This window comes from Calothrix sp. FACHB-168 (assembly GCF_963889195.1).
Taxonomy (GTDB): Bacteria; Cyanobacteriota; Cyanobacteriia; order Cyanobacteriales; family Nostocaceae; genus Aulosira; species Aulosira anomala_A.
In genome coordinates this window covers 1-21,504 of sequence record NZ_CAWPNJ010000045.1, presented here as the reverse complement: position 1 = coordinate 21,504, position 21,504 = coordinate 1, and the positions used below count along the sequence as shown (strand labels likewise).

Below are 21,504 nucleotides of genomic sequence, written 5' to 3'. Positions count from 1 at the left end.
TAAGCGATCGCACAATACTAAGAAATTGATTTTTAAATCAGCCCCTCACAGTAAAATCCCACAACCAAACAAGAAAATCTCTCTTGCCTATGCCCAATGCCCCATGCCCATTTCAAGTTAGTAAATTCCCTATTAAAATTAATATCGTCAGTACTGCCAAAATTAACAAAATTCGCGTAGTACGATTACTTTTAGCCAAAATTTCTGAGTAAGATAGTTCATGATTTTGAATCATGACAAAAGAATGAGGATGAAATACAAAAGGTAACAACCTACTCAAAACTAAACGCAAAAATAAATTCAGACTCCATAAACGTTTTTGTAAAGGGTCTTGATTATATTGCCAAGGATAACTAATTTGTACTAACCGAATTAAAGCTTGCACATCTGGCTGACGTATTTTTTGATATTGAGGAAGGGCTTGAGATAAATCATCTTGAGTCTCAGCTAATATTTCCTGAAAAACATAAATATCTTCTAAAGCAGAATTTACTCCTTGTCCAATATCAGGGGGAAAACAATGAACCGCATCACCAAATAAAATTACGGCTGTACCTTCATTGTTATCAGGATTACCCAAAATTTTATACAAGCCCTCACAATATTGAGGAACAGGAAACTTACCTCCATCACTAGATGTGAATCTAGCTATTTCTTCAGGAGAAATAATTTTTTCTATAGGTATTTGAGGAAATGCTTGTTTAAGAAATTCTGCAATTTCTTCCTTAGTTTTTAACTGCCATATTTGATGCTCTGGATAAGCAATAATATTTGCCGTTCTGGGGAAATCCTGATTTTTTAAGGGTAATAAACCCAGAGAAATTGCTTTATTACGCCCTTGAAAATTAGACCTAATGGCATAAGCCATTGTAGATTGCGATATATCCCCAGCTTGTTCTGATAAAGGAAATTGCGGCGGTAAACTGAGAACTTTATATTTTAAACCAGAGCTAGGAGAAGGATATTTCTGCATAGCAAATAAATGCGATCGCTCCTCCATTCGATGCAGAGTTTCACGCACAATAGAATTTAATCCATCACAACCTAGTAACAGATTAGGAATAAATATTTGTTCATCCTGATTTTTAGATTGAGTAATAATTTCTAAACGCTCTAAATTATGTTTAATTTCTACACATTCAATATTAAATAAAACCTGAATTGCATCTTGCCAATGTTGTTGAATTTCTTGATAAAGTAGTTGCACAAAAGCGGCTCTTGGCAACCAATAAGCCGTTTTACGTTTAGAATCAACAATAGGTAGTTTTGTTGTTTTGCGTTTGCCATCTTTTTGAATTAGAGTCAAGTAAAAGTCATTACTAGCCACACTCAAATCGGCAATTTTTTCCGTTATGTCTAACAAATCGGTTAATTTCTGCCCTCGTCCATCAATTTGATAACTAAAAGATTTATCTGGTTCGTAGTAATCTGCTGATGGTCTTTTTTCAATAACTGTAATATCTTTCCAGCCTCTTTTGGCTAGCATTAAAGCGGCCGCTAATCCTGCAGGGCCTCCGCCAATAATGACAACATTCTTTCTATAGGAGTGACCTATTGTCATGGCAATTTATTTTCACTCAAATCTTAATTGTAGCTAGTTGTCATCCCAAATTGAAAAAAGAATGCGACAGATGGTAGGGGCATGGTATTGCCATGCCCTCTATGATTTATCTGCTGCAAACACTACCTAAATTGGTATCAGCACAAGCGATGTCTAACGACAAGCCGCTTTGCGTCTACGCTAATTATCAATATCACACGAAAAAGCCCGCAGATTGAATACCTGCAGGCTTGACAAAAATTAACAGAATCTTGTTTAAGCGGCTTTTTTCCTCGCCGCCCAGAGATCCACAGGAATCTTGCGAATACCGGGACAATAAATAAATATTGCTCCATAACTGACAACTAGTAAGCCTATAGCCGCAATTGGCGGTAAGAAAACCCCTGCGAACATACAAATTGTTGAGACTAAGGTGATCCAAAAAGAATCCCAATAATTAGGAGAACCGAACAACCTTACAATTGAGGTATGAAGCAAGTAAAAAGTAGGTAAAGCCAGAATTTCTGACAAACCGTATCCCCATAAACCCATCCAAGGTAGGAAAATTATAGTTGCTAACCACAGAATACCTACATACCAGGCATTGCGTTGAGCAATTTCGTAGTTACGTCCCACAGCATACAAGCTAGATGTATGCAATTCAAAAATTGCTCCTACTAATACTCCTACCGCAATAAAAGGAAAGATTTGGGCACTGATTAACCATTCTTTGGAGAACATCAACGGAATTAACCAGGCAGAAGTACAAGAAAAAGCAGCACAAATCGGGCCAATCAAAAGTGCTTGGTATGTCATACCTTTGCTGATAGCATTGCGTGTTTGTTCTGGTTTATCTACTAATTTTGCCATCACGCTAATTGACATCCGACGTACCACCAACCGCAGGATTGCCAACTGTTCTGCCAATCGCATCGCAATACTGATATAACCAACGACTTCTGTACCGCCTAAACGACTTACCAACAAAGGTAGCCTTAATCTGCGGAGATTTAAAATTGCATCCGAGCCAGAATAGGTAAGTCCATAATTTACAGCAGGTTTCACCACCTTCCACTGCCAGCGCCAGCGCCAAGGCACAGGATAGTAATAATATGCCATTATCAGCTGTACTAAATAACCCAACACAGTGCCAATAATTGGGCCCCAATAACCCCAGCCGATTAATACTAAAGGTATTGCCGAAACATACAACACAACTTTAGAAACTGCCTCTAGCAATCCCACCTTGTCAAAACTCAGTTCTCGCTCCAACATACTAGTTGGCACCCGACTGACCATATCCATCCAGAGTGCAGGTAAGATGGCTTGTAATGCATAAGTTACTTCTTGCTCCTTCGTCCACCAGCCAATAAGCGGAGCAATACAGAACAACACCGCACAAATAACTATGCCAAGAAAGTTATAAAATGCTTGGATTTGTATCGGCTCTTCATCTGTGAGATTTGGCTGGCGTACCAAATAAACCTGCAATCCAAAGCGACAGACTTGGTTTAAGAAATAAAAAATACTTAAAACAATAGTGACAACACCGTATAATCCTGGGCCTAACATTCGGGCAATTACTAGCACATTCACCATTGAAAGTGCTGCTACTAGCAATTGCCTAAGTGTCATGGAGACACCACCCCGAATAATTTTTCCTTTAATATCTTTTGATTGGGACATTTATGATCGATAATTTTGTTTACTTACAGACGGAACATAGTGCTAATGGTTACAAATATAAAGCTAAAAACTGATAAATTTTTTGAAGATTTAACCTAATCTTCTGCGTGGTAATTGACGACGAAATGAATTTTTTTGAGCAGTCAAATCTTTTGGCTTTGGATGATTGAATTTTGACTGGTTTTGTGCAGCAGAACTGGAATCATCTTCCACATTTACAGGTTTATCCCAATCCCAGCCAGCAACTGCTAATAAAGTCCACCAATAGAAGAACATAGTAGTGTGGCTCCAAACATTTCCAGCTATCATCCCTACTAGCATGGAGATGAAAAACGCTAGCATGACAAAGCAGAGATTGCGTTTAGCAGAACCAGAAGGAACGGAGTAAGCTAGTTGAATTAGACGGAAAAATACTGCAAAAATAAAAATCAAAAATAGGCTAAATCCTAAAATTCCTTCTTCAGCTAAAAAGCGAATGTAGTCATTATGAGAATAGCTAGCCAGAGGAGTTAAAAACCGAGATGTGTCTAATCCATATCCTAAAAGTGGTGCATCTCGCCATCTGTTGATTAAAAACGTCCACTGAGCAACACGCCAATTAAAACTATTACCGTCAGTCCATTGTAATAATATTGCTCTAGATGTATCAATATGTGGATTTAAGAGTGGTGTGCCATACAAGGATTGCAGCCGCTCTTGCCCCATTTCTGAGCCAGCAAATAAGTAAAAAACTATACCAAATAGCACAACAGCACTAATAATATTGGCTATATTTAGTTTAGGTGCCAAAAATGCTGGGATGAAAGCAACCAGCATTGTTAACCCAGTCAATGATTTACTACTAACTAAGAAAAAAGCCAGCGCTGTCACTAAAATCATCCAAGGTATACGTTGCTTGACCTCTCCCATTTTCCATAGCCCCAGGCCTAGAAAAAACAAGGTAAATGTCGCAAATGCATTTGGATGTCCGAGAGTTCCATTCATCCGCGATCCGGCTTCAATAGCATATCCACTTTGAAATACTAAAAAAGAGGGTAACTTGGATGGGGGAACAGTAATTTGTAAGGTTGCTGCTGTTAATGGCGCTACTAAGCTCCAAAATAAGCTAGAAACTACCTTGATGGGAGGTACTTTTTCCTTCATCTGCATAACTAGCAGATAAACCATTAATCCAGAAAACATTCGCACCCATTCCCGTAATGCTCCTGGAAAGTATGAAGGCCCAAGACCTAGCCCGCCTAGTTTCTGTAAAACCACCCATACGGCTTGCAATGCAATCCATCCAGCAAGAAACCACCAGAATCCATCGGTTTGCACCTTTTTTCTGGCGATTAAGCAATTTCCTACATAAAGCAATGCCAAAATATTGAGACCTAGACCAAATACTGCAGGTACTTGTTGGTCAGAAAATGCATCTAAAGCACTACGAAGAATTAATAAACCTAAAAGGGTTTGCTCAAAATTTTTAAAGAAGTTAATAGTAACCGAAACGGCAACAATCAATACAACTAATAAAGCTATATATAAAGGTTGGAGATTTGCGACTACACCAAAAATAATACTTAACAAAATTCCTACAATACTCAGCAAAATTGTAGGAAAAGAAATCAGATTATTGCCTCGATCTATTGCCATCTTCTGTTAGTTTGATGTTTTTCTTCAAAGAAAAAGTAAATGCACCTTTGGCGATCTGGCGATCTCAGATAATGAGATTAAAAAAATTGGCAATTAACTAGCGAAGACTGTTGCTAGTGTTTTTGACTATGGAACCAGAAAAGAAACTTTCAGCTGGTGGTAACTGCTGATGTTGATCAACTGGTGTGAGTACAGCTAGTTCTTTTTCAACGGGTAATACAGTTTCGTTGATCACTACACCCAGAATAGTTGAACCACTCTTTTGTAAATCAGAGATAGCTCTAAGGGCTGCATTTTTGGAGGTGGAGTTGGGTTTAACAACTAAAATCACTCCATCTGCCGACTGGCTTAAGGTTGCAGCATCAGCATTACTACTTATAGGTGAAGCATCAACAATTACATAATCAAAATGTTGTGCGGCTTCTTCTAAAATTCTATCCATCGACATTTTTTCAATAATTGTCGATGGACGGCTAGGAATTCTCCCTGAAGGTAGCACTGATAAATTAGGAATTGAGGTTGATTTAACTAAATCTAACAATGGTAAATTATCAGTCACAACCTCTGTTAATCCTGGGTAAGCAGGCACATCTAAGAGATTATGATATATGGGATGCTGCAGGTCTGCACTGACAATTAATGTACGTCTTGACAGAATGCCAGCAACAGCCGCTAAATGCAACGCTACTGAAGATTTTCCTTCACCAAAACCAACACTACTGACAACGATGATTTTTGATTGCTCTTTACCTAAAGATTCTAAGGTTTTGAGCAACATACGGTATGGCTCTACATACTCAGCATTATCTAATAAAGAATCTAGTGCTGCCAAATTGAAGGTTTTGGGATTCAGTTTGGGTAATACCCCAAGTACAGGAGTCTCTAGCCAAGCTTCTACCTCATCTGCATCGCGCAGCTTGGATTGCAATAGTTCTAGGAGTAAGACTAAAAGAGCAGAAGCAATGATCCCAACTACTGTACTGAGAATAACAATCACCAAAGGTTTTGGTGAAACGTGATCTGTAGGAGTTTCTGCTTCGCCGACAATCCGGATATTGCTGAGAATTTGTCCTTCTGCAATCCGCGCTTCTTCTAGTTTGTCATCGAGTGTTTTCAAGGCTTTTTCAGCTTGTTCTCGTTCGCGAGTCAGCGCCACTAATGACTGTTGCGACACGGGGATTTTAGCAACACGCGATCGCAAACTCTCTACATCTCGCTGCACTACCTGGAGTTTATCTTCTAAGCCTTTACGTTCGCTTTCAACTAAGATATAGCGAGATATTAAATCTTGGCTTAACTGGTTAGCAGCTACTTCGTTAGAATTAACAGTTTGATTGGCGGGAACTATTTGTGATATTTGTTGATTATAAAGAGCGCGCAGTTCGTCTCGCTTTTGGATGAGTGTTAATACTTCTGGATGTTCATCTGTCCAGCGAGTACGGGCGCTAGTAATTGCTACTTCGGTAGCAGTAATTTGTTTATTTAATTCTTTAAGCTGTTCATCCTGTCCAATTCTATTAACTATGTATGCCCCTGTGGGGTTGTTTGCACCCACGACTTGTTGCAATGATACCTCTTGTTGTCTCGATTGCTGCAATTGAGCGCGGAGTTGTCTTTCTTGATTTTCTAAGGATGATAAGCTTTCAATTAAACTTTCAGTTTGAGTGTTAGAAGCCACAAAGCTATAGGCTTCACGATATCTTCTTTCAGCTTGTTCTGCTTTTTGTAGTCTTTTCTGTTGTTCGGGAATTTGCCCTTCTAAAAAGTTGCGCAGGCTGGTAGCTTCTGCTCTAATTAATTTTGTGTTTTCGGCAATAACTAATTTAGCAATTTGATTGAGAATAACAGCAGTAACTTTCGGATCGGAATTAGTATAACTAATTTCTAAAATGCTAGTTGCAGGTACAATTTCTACCTTAATACCTGCCTTTAATTCTTCTAATGTGGGTAGCTTTTCAATGGGGATTTTACCTTCACTTAAAGCTCTTTTTAAAGCACCCCGAAGAATTTGCTGAGATTTAACTAGTTCAGCTTGAGTTGCTACTGGATCGGCTGCTTTACTAGGCGATTGGTTATTAATATTTGATAGTTCTTGACCTAAAGCTGAGATCCCTACTTCTTTTTGACCAACCATCAGTCTGGCTGAGGTTTCATACAATCGAGGTGAAATAGCTAAACTAATTGCTGTTACACCTATTAATACAGATACAAACGTTGATGAAGCTAACCAAGCATGTCGCTTCAGTGCGGTTATATAAGATAACGGAAGAACAGCTTTACCCATTAATTTACCTGCCAATTTTTTATATTCACCAACTTAACTAGATTATCTCTTTTCAATATTACAGATATATGACTATTAACTACCAATTATTTATACTAGACTGGATGTCCGATGGCGTTTTGGTAATTATTTCTATTAATCTTCTTGACAATCTTCCGATGAGATACATTTAGACTAGTTATGACTCATCTTTGGCAAGGTCTGCAAATTGTATTTATTGTTAGATTTCACCCTGATAACCAATCAGCCTTGCAACGAGAGGGTTGTAATCGGCTAACCTGACAGTTTGCCAAAATTGCTATTGAAGACTATTTGAGGTTAAGTAATTATCTTACTTAAGAAAAGTGTATAACATTTGGGTTGATTTTTTAAACAAAATCCTGTAAAGACATATTGTGGATTTAGAGAATGTTGATTGTTGAGAATTTTAGCTCTGCAGTCTGAGCAATACTTATATGACGGTGAATCATCTAGTTTAGTTTCTCAAAAACGGTGAACTACAGTTATTAGTAAGCTCCATCACGATTTAATACTACTTGCAGCGTCTTGAGAATTAATTGGAGGTCGTAAACTACAGACCATTTAGACTGATAAGCTAGATCTAGCTTGACTATATCTTCAAAGTCTTCTATCTTAGAACGTCCATTGACTTGCCATTCACCTGTGATTCCCGGTTTTACCAACAACCGCCGGAAGTGATGCGGCTCGTAATTTTCTACTTCATCTATTGTGGGTGGGCGGGTACCAACCAGACTCATATCACCTTGCAAAACATTCCAGAATTGCGGTAACTCGTCCAAGCTGGTACGTCTGAGAAAGGAACCAACACGGGTAATGCGCGGATCTTGGTCATTCTTAAAAATGTTACCTTTAGCCTGATTTTGGACTAAATGCTTCATTTGGTCGGCATTCACTTTCATAGTGCGAAACTTCCAAATACGGAAGGTTTTGCCGTTTAAGCCACAGCGAGTTTGACTGTAAAAAACCGGGCCGGGATTATCAAGTTTAATGGCGATCGCAATTGGGATGGCAATAACAGCTGTAATTGCTAACCCAATGAAAGCACCAACAATATCAATTAATCGCTTGAATGAAGAGTTAGCTGAAGGATGTACCCGTTGTTGAAAATGAGGAAGATCTGTAAAGTTAATCTGCATTGATTTTTCCGGCAAGACAGTAACTAAGGGTTTGTTAGATATGAGCGCAATGGCTGAAGTTCTCCTACAGGTAAAAAAACTTTGTCAACTCCTGACTTATAAGTTTGCACCCTGATGTGGCGTTTTTTGCAGATATCAGCCTAAATGAACTATTGAAACTGAATAAGCTACCATGATGTCAAAAAGGCTGAGATTAGCTCTAGATTTATGCGTAAGCGTTTAACAACTCACCCTGTCCATCTTTCCAGTTTTCCAGCAACTCTGTATAAATACCATTAACAACGTGACGGGCGTCATAGGGTTTGACAACGCGCACACATGCTTCTGAAGGATAATTGCTGGGATTGATTAATACTTGTTTCCAGGCAGAGGCGATCGCTTCTGGGGTTTGTTCGTCCACGACAATGCCGCTATCAGCACTCAAAAAGTTGGGTGTTTCTCCAGCGCGAGTGGTGACTACAGGGGTGCCGCAAGCCAATGCTTCAATGCTGGCGCGACATAAACCTTCATAGGCACTGGTTAACACAAACATCTGAGAAACTCGATATAAGTTCGCTAGCTCTGTTTGTGCTAGTGGTGGGAATATGGTTACGCGATCGGTTAAACCTAACCGAGCAATTTCCGCACGTACTTCTTCTTCTAATTCGCCTTGTCCGACAATCAATAAGTGAGTATTTGGCTCATTTAGTTCTGCGAATGTGCGGACTAAGAGTAAGGGCTGCTTTTGTGGATGCAGACGACCAGCAAACAAGATGAAACGAGTATCTGTTGACAGTCCTAAGTCTTGTGTTAGCTTGATTCTGCCTAGTTCTTGTTCTTCGGCAGAGACAGAATAGAAGATATCGCTATCTACTGTATTCACCAAGTAAGATACTTTATCTGCAACATAGGGATAGCGTTCTTTATATTGCTTGGCAGCTTTGGTGTTGCAGGAAAAAATGCGATCAAACTTTCTGACTAATCTGCGTTCCAGTGCAAAATAAGCCCAAGGAATATGCCGCCAGAGAATACCACCACCTTGGTTGGTGCCCTTCATTTCCTGGTCGATGTCATTGTGAATGTAGAAGATCCGCTTACCAGACCAGCTAGAGCTAGCTAATGATGCTTCTATCCGATGGAATTGCAAAAAGTCAGAAGAAAAATCACGCCCCAAAAGTGCCATTGTATATTTAACAGTTGTGGGCACTATACCGCGAAAGTTGTCATTCTTCAGTTCAATCAAAGGCATGAACAGAAATTTTCTGCCAAATAATTCGGCTTCATGCCATTCACCTATAGGCATTTTTGGATCGCCATTACCAGTACCTACGAGGCGAATATTGATATCCTTAGGTGCATACTTGAGAATGTAGCGAATGCAAGTCTGAATACCGCCAATGGTTGGGTTCCAGGGATTAAATTGATAGAAAATCGTGAGAGTTGGCTGATGCATGATTCAATTCCTTGACTATAGTGGGTGATCTTAAGAAAGCTTCGTCGTCACGAATTTGCCACCTGCGCGTTGACCGGGAGAACTTAATAAGTTCTCGTAAAGGCTCAGATTGTCAGCTGTAATTTTTTCCCAGCTATAGTTAACTTGCACGTTTCGTTGAGCATTCTCAGCCATCTGTTTCATTTCTTGGGGATGCTGAATTGCCCAATCCATTTGTTGTACTAAAGAGTCAATGTTACCAGCGCGGAACATTACCCCTCTATTGTTACTAACCAATTGTTGATGTGGAGGAATATCGCTAGCAAGGACTGGGATACCTTGTGACATAGCTTCTAGCATCGCTAAAGGTAGACCTTCTAAATCGGATGGTAAGGTAAACAATCCGGCTCCACGGACGATTTCCCACAGACGCGCGCCTCTTAATTCACCAGCAAAGATGATATCGGGGTCATCTGCTACTTGCTGCAACATTTGGGCGGTAAATTCTTTGGTATCGCTGACTCCCCCAGCTAATACCAGTTTCCAGCCAGCTGGCTTGAGTTTTTTGAAAGCTTCAATTAGTAAGTCGGGACATTTTTCTGGAACTAGTCTGCCCAAGAATAAAGCGTAGCGCCCTGCGGTTAAGCCTAAAGATTTGCCATAAGCAAAGGTGGGATCGGATGCGCCGTAAGTTGCTGCGGCGTTGGGAATATATACAGATTGCTTACCGTAGGTTTGGCGGAAGTAAGAACGCAATTCTTCGGAAACAACAATCAGTCCATCAGCAAAGCGAACAGCAGCTTTCTCTCCTTGCAGAATTAAGTTGCTAGATAATTTGCCCCATTTATTGCGTTGCCAATCTAATCCCTGACAGGTAACGACAACTTTAGTAGAGAAGGAAAGCTTTGGTATCCAGGTAAATAAAGATGGGCCTAACGCATGAAAATGTACGATGTCATAGCGGTTGCCAACAGACATCATGGCTCCCAACATGGAACTAAAGAAAGCATCTAACCCTTTACCGCTTGGACAAGGTAAAGAAATTACGCGCACGCCTTCATAGTCGTATTCTGAGAAGGGAGATGAATCTGTAGTTGAGGAACGAGCAAACAAATCAACAGAATGACCCTTGGCAACTATGCGTGGATATACTTCTGCGCAGTAATGTTCAATACCACCTTGTTTGGGAGGAAGACCTTTTGCACCTATGACAGCTATTTTCATGGTTTTTACTGAATTGAATGATGGATTGTTAAGCAAGAATGATGAAGCGGGTCATCTGGCAAATACAGCGATTTGTTAGCATTTTTACCAGTTAGCGATCGCGCTTTTGGATCTTTTTTGCAGATGAGGATGCTGGGCGTCTGAACTTGCCTGAATCATGCCACTTACTTATTTAAGTTGCAGAGGAATCATCTTCGGAGCACAAGAAGCAGCAATATCCTCAATTGATGATTTAATCCTGGATTGACAAACTTGGTAAATGCACTCAGATAAACCCACCTCGCCTCCTGAAATTGCCGACACTTTATTAATAGGGGTTACAAGACTGTGTTGTTGCCAATGGTAAGAGTAATGCTGAATACAAAAAGTACGGGAACCAACATAAATCTCACCAGATGTTTTAGCATTAAGTTAAATGAAGGTTAACGAATGCTGGCTGTTAGGTTAAATCTTGCTTAACCTCAGTATATCGGATCTACGGATAATTATTTGAAGTAAATGTTAAATGAACACTGTATTTTTCAAAATTTCCGTGAAGACTAGTAATAGAGAAAAATGGACAGTATAAACCCTAATGTGGCAATAGTTTATATTAATTTTCCGTAAAGAATTACGCTTAATTCCAGAGCGGCCTTTATCTCTACTTCATTAAGAACGCGGTCAACATCAAATTTTGGACAGATGAAGATTCTAAATTACCAGAAATTCTCCTTTATCGGGTTGTTATGCATAAAATCTCTAGATCGGTTTTTGTCATGATTTGACAACTTGCTGCTGATTTTCACCAACTAGGGTAATTAAGGATATGGGCAGTCAAAGTAGCTGAAGAATAATTGCCAAAATTATATTGATATGCTATTAGTGCAGTGTAGGAGAATTTACTGAGCAAACAAAAACGCATCAAAAAAGTTGTTTAATTTCAAAGTATTTTGGAATTTCGATTCGGGGCTTTCACTGGATCTCAAAGGATAGGAGTAAATCGATTTCATCTATCTAGAGTGTGAAAGCGGTCGAAAAGAAACCGAAAAAATTAACGACATAGTAATTTTGCGTAGTTAGCCAGTAACTTACCGCAATCAGCACATATACAGATATAGCGATCGCTCATTTAATTTTTTGTTTTTGGGTGCGCAAACAAGTAAGAACAATGGTTATACATAATTTTTCTGTAAAAACTTTTCAAAGATTCTTAATTTTGAGTTGAGAATAGTCGGGAATTCAAGTAAAACTGCTAACAGAGTCCTCATTGCAGTCTATTTACGGTGACTTGCACGGGTAAGCAATAACACATATAGAAAACAGAGTAAATTCAGGGTAATTTAATAAGGAGCAGATGAAATAATGGCAGCACTCCAGGTTGTTCAAAAGCTTAACTACTACTTAGATCAAAACAATATTCGCTACTGTCATTGGAAAAGTAACGAGCATGTTGATGCAGCTGTAGAAGGTAAAACAGATTTAGATGTTTTAGTAGATGAAAACGAGAAAGACAATTTACAGAGAGTATTAAATGAAGTTGGTTTCAAGTATTTTGAGGCAATTCCTTGCCGGAGATATAGAGATATTGATGATTATTTGGCGCTGGATGAAGAGACAGGAATCTTGGTACACCTGCATCTTCACTATCGTTTAGAGTTGGGAGAGAAATATCTTAAAGGTTACCGTCTGCCTTGGGAAGAATTATTATTATCCACAAGAATTTTTAGCGAAGAATATCAGATTTATATTGCCGAGCCGAATATTGAAACAATTTTATTGGTGGTGCGAGCAGCGCTGAAAGTGAGAACTCGCGATCGCCTAAATAACCTTTTGGGTAAAGACTATTTTAAAGGCGATTTTATCCGGGAATTTCGCTGGCTCAAAGAAAGACTCGATCGCCAAAAGGTGCAAGAACTGAGCGAGCAGCTTTTGGGTAGCAAGGCAACTAAGTTAGTTTTAGATGTCATTGATAGCGAATCCAACCTCAAGCAATTATTAAAATCCGGGAATGCGATTCAAGTCGCCTTAAAACAAAATCGCCGCTATCACCCATTGGTATCTAAGGTTTTGCGCTGGAAACTAGAAATTCAGTACCTGTTCTTCAAGAGCTTGAGAAAGTTTTTCCAGGCTCCAGTAGCAGCCCACAGAACACCTACCACTGGTGGTTTAATGATTGCGGTTTTAGGTGCAGATGGCTCTGGTAAATCTACTGTTACCAAAGAAATCAGAAAATGTTTTTCTCATAAACTTGATGTCCAGCCAGTTTATCTAGGAAGTGGCGATGGCCCTGCTTCTTGGTATCGGCTACCATTGGTGTTAGCCAGTAGAGCCGCTAAAATTTTACGTCCTAAGCGATCGCCAAATCAATCCCATCAAAAACAAAGTTCTTCTGACTTGGTGGGAACTTCCCAGCCGAAATCTCCCTTAAAAAGAATTGCTAAAGCATTATGGGCGATTACTCTGGTTTATGAAAAACACCAAAAACTTCAGCATTGTTCCGTAGCTAGACAACGGGGAATGATTGTCGTTTCCGATCGCTATCCCCAAACCCAAATTCTCGGCTTTAATGATGGCCCCCTACTCACAAATGGTAATGGTAAGTCATCCTCATACCCCGGCTTTCTGCAAGAATGGGAGTTACAAAATTACGAACAAATGGTGAATACTTTACTCCCAGATTTAGTAATTAAGTTGAACGTTACCCCAGAGATTGCTTTAGCGCGTAAATCAGATACGCCTACGGATATTGTTAAACAAAAAGTGGATGCGGTGAAGTCTTTGAAGTTTCCACCGCAAACCACAGTAGTCAACATCGATGCTACCCAACCACTTGAGCAAGTTTTATTACAGGCAAAACAGTCCGTATGGCAACATCTTTAAGTAATTTCAGTACAACTCATCTACCACAGAGCGCAGTTAAGACTCCAATAGTCTTAGAGTTTATCGGCTTACCCGGTGCAGGTAAAACTACTGTGTTTCATCAAGTAGTTGCCCAATTAAAACAGCAAGGTGTATCTGTAGCTGCTGGAGACGAAATTCTGCGCAATTGGAAGCGACAACCAATTTGGCAAAGGTTGTGGAAACTCATTCCTCAAAGCCGAAATCAATGGCAGATTTTGCGCAAATCTCTGTCACTAGCGACGCAAGTAAAACCAACTAACTGGCTAAGTTTTTCTAAAGCGATCAAAACTTATGCAAATTTGAAACGCATTGATGCGATCGCGCAAACTAACAATGAGCAATTGCTCCTACTCGATCAGGGATTGTTACAAGAAATTTGGTCAATTGGAATTACAGGTACGACTCCGGCTTTAGCAGATATCAAAGAGGAATTAGCACTAATTTTCTCCCAAAGATCAATTGCGATCGTTGATTTCCAAATCAATATCGAAACCGCAATTCACAGAATTAAAAATCGTCCCACCGAAGAAAGCCGATTTGATCTCATGTCCCAAGAAGCAGCACAGCTATTGCTTTCTCAATATGCTCCTTATCTTCAGGACATTATCAACTGCGCTCAAACATTTGATATTCCCGTTCTGGAAATTGATAGTACGCTGTCAGTAGATGAAAAAACACAACAGATTGTGTCTTGGATCGATAACAGCTTAATCAAGCATCCTGAACCTGCGAGGTTGTGATTTCTCATAACTTAAGCAAAAATAGCCTCTTTCTTAGCTTTGTCGCCCGCCTTGGAATTAATTTCAAGGCTAAGGCATCAAGTAAAAATAAGTAGTGCGAGCATCTTGCTCGCTTTTGAACACCAGCGAGCGAGACACTCACACTATAAATTGATTGGGTATTTAAAAAATTGGATGTCCCAAGGCATCCAGTAAAAATAAGTAGTGCGTAAAGCCTTCGGCATAGCTTCGCTTAGCGCGTAGCGTGTCCGTAGGACAAACATCTCGCTCGCGCGGGCAAGACTTCGGCGTGAGCGCTCAGTCGAACGCTGCCCGCACTACAAATATTAAATTGTTCAACTTATTTTTACTCGACTCCTAATAGCCTAATTAGGGGCGGGTTAAGCGAGATATTCGTGAATTATTGGAGCATATCTGTGAACCCGCCCCTACTTCAGTAGACTCAAGACTTTGAGGATATTTAGTCATCTTGAGATGACTTTGTCTCTTAGCAAGGAACTTCAGTTCCTTGCGGTAAATTGGTTTCACGCTAAGTTGACACCAATGGGTACTGCCATGCCCTCTATAATATATTGATGTACCGCAAACACTATAGGACTTACGCAATAACTCTCCCAAACCCTCTTTACTTCGTGTTCTTTGCGTGCTTCGCGGTTCGTTTTTTCATGATTTTGCGTAAGTCCTACACTATTTAAAAGCTATAAGTACATTATTAATAATTACAAATTAAGATTACTATTTTTAAATTATTTACTGAGGGGAAACATTTTGATATATATTACTTTCTTAAAAGTAAATAACATTAAATAGAAATTCAGATTTAATTTTGGGCATAATTTCATAATTTGGGCAATAAAATCTACGCTGGTCACAGATTGCTGTCACTCCTAGTAACTAGGTAAGCCTAGAAATAATATTCCCTTAACTACAGTTGTGGCAAAAATTAAATAGGAATTTTATATTTACACAAATTGACAAATTTGTAGATTTGGTTGTCTCAAGTATGAGTCAGCCAACAATCTAGATTACAAGCATTTTGTCAGCAAATTACCCATCTTTTTTTTCATCAATCTGAGTCAAGCAGAATTTTTTCTCCTTGGCTACCTAACTCATTAAGTGCAGGAATTATCAGAAATTTCTGTACTAATTAGGCTTTTTGTATATGCATATTAAGTAACTAATTTTATAAATTTATGATGAAGTATCCATAAATTTTCTTCTTAGTTAATGTAGTTTTCCATACAATCGGTCTACTATTTGTACTGGTTATATCGGCAAGTAAGAATTTTTGCTCAATATATAACCATAAATCCCACTGAGCTTAAAAAAATAGATCGAAATCGCCAAAATTAGGAAATAAGATATATGGCAACTCAAACTAGTCCATCGGTTTTAAAACTGGTAAAAGTAACCGAAACTTCTAAATTTTCACCGGCTAGTCCAGACCCTTCAGGGCTTGCTTATATTCAGCATTTGGATGCACTGTTAGTTGGTGATGGTGAAATCGAGGAGAACGATAGATTATATAAGGGCAAAAACCTGTTTCAAGTAAGTCTTACAGGTTCCTTACAGAATACTTTCACCACCGAAGACTTTTCTGATGAATCAACAGGGGTAGCCTATAACCCAGCCAATCGGTTTCTTTATATCTCTGATGATGATAAGCGGAAAATTTTCCAGGTCAATCCTGGAGGAGATGGACTATACAACACAAAAGATGATGTAGTCACCTCATTTAATACTACTGCCTTTGGTAGCGGCGATCCGGAAGATGTTACCTATTCACCCATAACAGGTAATTTATTTATTGTTGATGGGGTGAAAGCGCAAGTCTATGAAGTAACGACGAAAGGCGCTTTAGTTAGTCAATTTGATACTGAGAGATTGGGACTCAAAGATCCAGAAGGTATTTTTATCGATCCTGGTACTGGTCATTTGTTTATGGTCGGGTTCCCAGCTAACCGGGTGTTTGAACTGACAACTAAGGGTGAACTAGTTCGGACTTACGATATTTCAGCAGCCAAAGCCATTAAGCCTGCGGGTATCACGATCGCACCTACTAGTAACGATCGCACTCAGCAAAGTCTCTATATTGTCGATCGCGGTATTGATAACGATGGAAATTCTCGACAAAATGACGGTCGTATCTACGAATTTGCTCTAGGGACATCCGGTGGTGGTGGTGGTGCTAGTCCTACCAATCAAGCACCATCTGTAAATGCAGGTGAGGATTTAGTAATTTTTAAGCAGGCTAGTTTGGATGGTACTGTCATTGATGATGGCTTACCTAATCCACCTGGTTCCTTAACTACTACTTGGAGTAAAGTTAGCGGCCCTGGTAATGTGTCTTTTGCTAATGCAGGTAAAGAAGATACCACTGCTACCTTCTCGGCTCCTGGCTCTTATGTACTACAGCTACAAGCCAGCGATAGTAAATTAACCAATAGCGATCGCGTATCTGTATTAGTATTAAATCCACAAACAACCTCATTTTTCAGCTTGGGTGGTAGCGGTACAGTCGGCGGAGTGGCTTACAGTGATGAAGACATTTTGGCCTATGACCGGTCTAATCGCACTTGGTCGATGTATTTTGATGGCTCTGATGTGGGTTTATCCAGTCGCAATATCCGCGATTTCCACATCAATCAAGATGGCTCGATTTTGTTTAGTTTGAACAGTTCTCTCACCCTTAATGGTGTAGGTAGAGTTGAGAAACAAGATATTGTCAAGTTCACTCCCACTTCTACAGGAAATAACACAGCCGGTAGCTTCTCCTTATACTTTGATGGCTCGGATGTTGGCTTAACTAAGAGTGATGAAGCAATTGATGGTATTGCCTTTACAAAAGATGGCAAGTTAGTTATCAGTACCACGGGTAAATATGATGTTCCAGGTACTTCAGGTAATATCACAGGTAATGATAAAGACCTGCTGGCCTTTAATGCCACTAGCTTAGGAGTAAATACAGCAGGGACATGGAATTTATTTTTCCAAGGTTCTGATGTTGGGTTGACAGAAAGTAGCGAAGATATAAATGGTGTTTGGATTGACAGCAATAACAAGCTGTATTTAACTACTAAGGGCACATTCCAAGTACCTGGTGTTACAGGTGATGGTGCGGATATTGTGACTTTCACGCCTACTAGTCTCGGTGCGACTACAGCCGGGAACTATGTTTCATATTTGGATGGATCTGATATCGGGCTGGCTGGTGTTGTCGTAGATGGTTTTACTCAAGTAGCTTAAAATCACACACAAGCCGAGAATATAAGTCTGTTGACTGTTGACTGTTGACCGCGCCAATTTTAGATTTTAGATTTTAGATTTTAGATTATTTCGGTTCATGCCCCGCCTCCGAAGTTCAGATCGCCGGAAGCCGGCGCTCTGACTTCTCTCCTTGTGGGTGGAACAAATCCAAAATCGTCAATTTAAAATCCCCAAGCTGCATCCCGGAATCGGTGCAGTCAATCCAAAATCGTAAATCCAAAATCCAAAATTGATTGACTGTTGACTGCGGTAGTAGTTTATTTGATGCCGAGATACTTTTGGTTATTCAAGGGTTGTATCAGAAATTCTTAGCAAAAAGCGTTAATTTCACTCTAAGCGAGAAAATATTACCCTTGACTGACCAATGGTCTTTATTGATACAATTGAATTCCTACATTCACCAGCGCGATCGCTTGTTTGTCTAATCAAAAGTCTCTCAAGCTCCTCTGAACATCTATATATATACCACTCCTAAATGATTTGTGAAAAATTGTCAGTAGTGTAGGATGGGCAATGTCCACCGAAACCTGGATATGCTGGGCATTGCCCACCCTACAAGATGAAATTCTGTGCCAGTTGCGTAAGTCCTATATGTGAAGAATTTATAATTTTTTTTATCACTGCATTATGAATTTTTAGATTGCATAATTAGATTGAATAAATATTTCATATCTCTATAAATTTACGAAAAAGTGTTGCATAAATCTTCTATACACATCATTAAAAATGAAGGCATATCTCTAACTATAGGTTGATTGAAAATAAAGATATTTATCGTAAACTAACTAGGCTAAATAAAATAGAATAAATCCCCTAATAACAATTAATTTTTTCCAAAATAGTCTATTTCAGGTAAATGAACTACAAGCAGAGAATTTCTTCAAGTAATGACGCTCATGTGTAGTCTGTACAAGCAATTGAGTCATTTCTAAAAAATAGACTATAGAGCCAAATTATCCGGCAATTTGTCAATATATGGCATCAGCATTTTGATAACGAATTTAAATATTAATTTAAAGATAATTGTCAACTTTAGCAGACAAGTTTGAACAGAGAGATCCGTAAAATTACTAACTTGTTATCAATTTTATATATTCATTATTTTTCATGACATTGGTTTATGAAATTACGATGAATTATCTATGAAATTCCTGAATCAGGATTTCTCAGGTTCTACAATTCAGTTAGTGTACTTAATTTTTCCTGGACACTAACACTTTTTGCGTAAAGCATAGCCGCAAAAACACTTAGTTTCAACGATTCAACTACTAAAGAATAATGACAGATACTAAGCTTTCGCTCATCCGGATTGTTAACACCTCTGAATTTGGGCCACCTAGTCCCGATCCCTCAGGTATTGTTTACATCAGCCATTTGAATTCATTTTTAATAGTGGATGGTGAAGTAGATGAAATGCCTACCCTCTTCACTGGTAGGAACATCTTTCAAACAAGCCTGACAGGTACTCTTGAGAAGACTCTCTCAGCTATCAACTATTCCAACGAGACAACAGGGATCGCCTACAATCCAGCGAATCGCTTCCTCTACATTACAGATGATAATAAGCGTCTGGTTTATCAAGTAAATCCTGGCGCAGATGGAAACTACAACACTGCGGATGATATAGTTACCTCTTTTAGTACTGCATCCTGGGGTACTGCAACAGACAATAGTGACGACCACGATCCAGAAGACATAGCATATTCAGCGAAGACAAATACTTTGTTTGTTGTTGATGGAGCTGGTTCCCAAGTTTATGAAGTCACTACCAATGGGACTTTACTTAATACTTTCGATACCGAAATTATTGGACTTCACGATCCAGAAGGGATTGCGATCGATCCTAGTAGTGGTAACTTGTTCATGGTGGGATATCTATCCAAAAGTTCGCCAGCTACCCCTGCATTATTTGAACTCACAACTAAAGGTGAATTAGTTAAAAAATATGATATTGCTGAGGCTTTACCAGATAAGCCAGCAGGTATTACTATTGCGCCGAGCAGTACAGATCGGACAAAGCTAAGTCTTTATATTGTCGATCGCGGCGTTGATAATGATACCGACCCCAACGAAAATGACGGAAGATTATACGAATTTGCGTTAGGTAGAGATGTTCCTAACCAAGCACCAGCAGTAGATGCAGGACAAAGTCAAGTAGTTTTGTACGGAACAAACCTCAAGGGTTCTGTTTTTGACGATGGTTTACCATTAGGAAGCACTGTCACCACTCAGTGGAATTTAATTAGTGGATCTGGCAGTGTTAATTTTACTAATGCCTCTAACACAGATACTGCTGTCAGCTTTACGGCTCCAGGAGCTTACACTCTAGAGTTAAGTGCAAATGATGGGCTATTAACTGGAAGTAGTCGTACAAATATCCAGGTTTTAAATCCCCAATCCACCCTCTTTGTCAAGCTTGCTGGTAACGGTACTGTTGGCGGTGTAGCTTTTAATCGGCAGGACATCTTGGCATACGATACCTCTAACAATAAGTGGTATATGTATTTTGATGGCTCCGATGTTTTAGGTGCTGGCAATACAAACATCAACTTACGCGATTTTCACATCAATCAAGATGGCTCGATTCTATTTACTGTCAATAACCCCACTGTCTTACCTGGTGAGTTAGCCGTAGATGATTCGGATGTCATTAAGTTTACGCCTACTACCACAGGTGACTTTACCAGTGGTAGATTTGAAATGTATTTTGACGGATCGGATGTAGGATTAACTGAAAACTCTCACGAATTAGACGCGATCGCACTTGATAACAATGGTAATTTGATCGTTAGTCTGAGAGGTTCTGCCCAGCTCGCCGGAATTTCCGGTACAGTAGCCGATGAAGACCTAATCAGATTCAAGGCTACTAGTTTAGGAGAGAATACCACTGGTACTTGGGAAATGGTTTTTGATGGCTCTGATGTAGGTTTAACTGACTCTACAGAAGATGTGAATGGTGTTTGGTTCGACACTAATAACAATCTTTTCTTGACTATTGAAGGAGCTTATAGCGTTCCTGGCCTGAATGGTGCTACTATTAGCGGCACTGGTAATAGCATCATTCAATTTACCCCCACATCTCTTGGTGCTAATACGGTTGGTACTTTCACATCATTCTGGGATGGATTAGTTCATGGACTACCTGCAGGGGTTAATGTTGAGGGTATTAGTATTGCTCAAACTTAAATTTAGTAGTTCAGCAAAAAAAATATCCTATTTGCATCTACCAATCTTTAAAAGAATGAAACATGTAGAATTCTCTATCTAATTAGTTGAGTTTTGTGCTTTAGCTGTTAGATAAGTAAGAAAACAATATCGAGACTACAATCGAGGCTAAAATCTAGTAATTTACCAGCCAAATTTTTGCTATCATAAATTAATCAAGCATTAAGTAACCGAATACTACAAATATATATTGAATTAATGATTGTGAGAAAAATCAGGTTTCAATAAATATTTATTCACTGGAAATTTATTATTTTTAAATAAACGGTAAAAATCGCAATTTTAGCTTTATTCACTATTTAAAACATCCCGTTATATTAAGTTTGCGTTAGATATTATTTGCGCGCATCCCAATTTTGACGCAATACCCTAGTACAGGTCGGCGGAAATGAGCATACCATTGTAGTGCGAGCATCTTGCTCGCTGACAAACGCGAGCAAGATGCTCGCACTACT

Annotated in this window: 11 protein-coding genes; 4 read left to right on the top strand and 7 right to left on the bottom strand. The window is 39.2% G+C overall.

Annotation, left to right across the window (positions count from 1 at the left end):
• Positions 1–112: 112 nt before the first annotated feature.
• The 7 genes from AACW45_RS25645 to AACW45_RS25615 all read right to left on the bottom strand — a co-directional run bounded on the left by AACW45_RS25645 (position 113) and on the right by AACW45_RS25615 (position 10,937).
• A complete protein-coding gene (locus AACW45_RS25645; protein ID WP_190635651.1) occupies positions 113–1,561 on the bottom strand; it encodes an FAD-dependent oxidoreductase in 1,449 nt (482 codons plus the stop codon).
• Positions 1,562–1,816: 255 nt separating this feature from the next.
• Complete coding sequence (locus AACW45_RS25640; protein WP_190635649.1) at positions 1,817–3,226, bottom strand: oligosaccharide flippase family protein; 1,410 nt, start codon at positions 3,224–3,226, stop codon at positions 1,817–1,819.
• A gap of 90 nt (positions 3,227–3,316) precedes the next feature.
• Complete coding sequence (locus tag AACW45_RS25635; RefSeq protein ID WP_190635647.1) at positions 3,317–4,861, bottom strand: O-antigen ligase family protein; 1,545 nt, start codon at positions 4,859–4,861, stop codon at positions 3,317–3,319.
• Positions 4,862–4,958: 97 nt separating this feature from the next.
• Positions 4,959–7,160, bottom strand: coding sequence for a GumC family protein (locus AACW45_RS25630; protein WP_190692816.1), 2,202 nt, complete (start codon positions 7,158–7,160; stop codon positions 4,959–4,961).
• A gap of 491 nt (positions 7,161–7,651) precedes the next feature.
• A complete protein-coding gene (locus tag AACW45_RS25625; RefSeq protein ID WP_277880438.1) occupies positions 7,652–8,317 on the bottom strand; it encodes a sugar transferase in 666 nt (221 codons plus the stop codon).
• A 190-nt stretch (positions 8,318–8,507) separates the two neighbouring features.
• Positions 8,508–9,734 carry a glycosyltransferase gene (locus AACW45_RS25620; RefSeq protein WP_190635641.1) on the bottom strand — a complete coding sequence of 409 codons (1,227 nt, stop codon included), beginning with the start codon at positions 9,732–9,734 and terminating at the stop codon, positions 8,508–8,510.
• A 30-nt stretch (positions 9,735–9,764) separates the two neighbouring features.
• Positions 9,765–10,937, bottom strand: coding sequence for a glycosyltransferase family 4 protein (locus tag AACW45_RS25615; RefSeq protein ID WP_190635639.1), 1,173 nt, complete (start codon positions 10,935–10,937; stop codon positions 9,765–9,767).
• A gap of 1,341 nt (positions 10,938–12,278) precedes the next feature.
• Here AACW45_RS25615 and AACW45_RS25610 point away from each other — a divergent pair.
• From AACW45_RS25610 to AACW45_RS25595, 4 genes are all read left to right on the top strand, one after another.
• Positions 12,279–13,796 carry a hypothetical protein gene (locus AACW45_RS25610; RefSeq protein WP_190635637.1) on the top strand — a complete coding sequence of 506 codons (1,518 nt, stop codon included), beginning with the start codon at positions 12,279–12,281 and terminating at the stop codon, positions 13,794–13,796.
• Positions 13,781–14,557, top strand: coding sequence for an AAA family ATPase (locus AACW45_RS25605; RefSeq protein WP_190635635.1), 777 nt, complete (start codon positions 13,781–13,783; stop codon positions 14,555–14,557). Before AACW45_RS25610 ends, AACW45_RS25605 begins: the two co-directional genes overlap by 16 nt.
• 1,365 nt (positions 14,558–15,922) lie before the next feature.
• On the top strand, positions 15,923–17,803 hold the full coding sequence (locus tag AACW45_RS25600) for a PKD domain-containing protein (protein ID WP_190635632.1): 1,881 nt from the start codon (positions 15,923–15,925) through the stop codon (positions 17,801–17,803).
• Positions 17,804–19,102: 1,299 nt separating this feature from the next.
• Positions 19,103–21,010 carry an SdiA-regulated domain-containing protein gene (locus AACW45_RS25595; RefSeq protein WP_190635629.1) on the top strand — a complete coding sequence of 636 codons (1,908 nt, stop codon included), beginning with the start codon at positions 19,103–19,105 and terminating at the stop codon, positions 21,008–21,010.
• Positions 21,011–21,504: the final 494 nt, after the last annotated feature.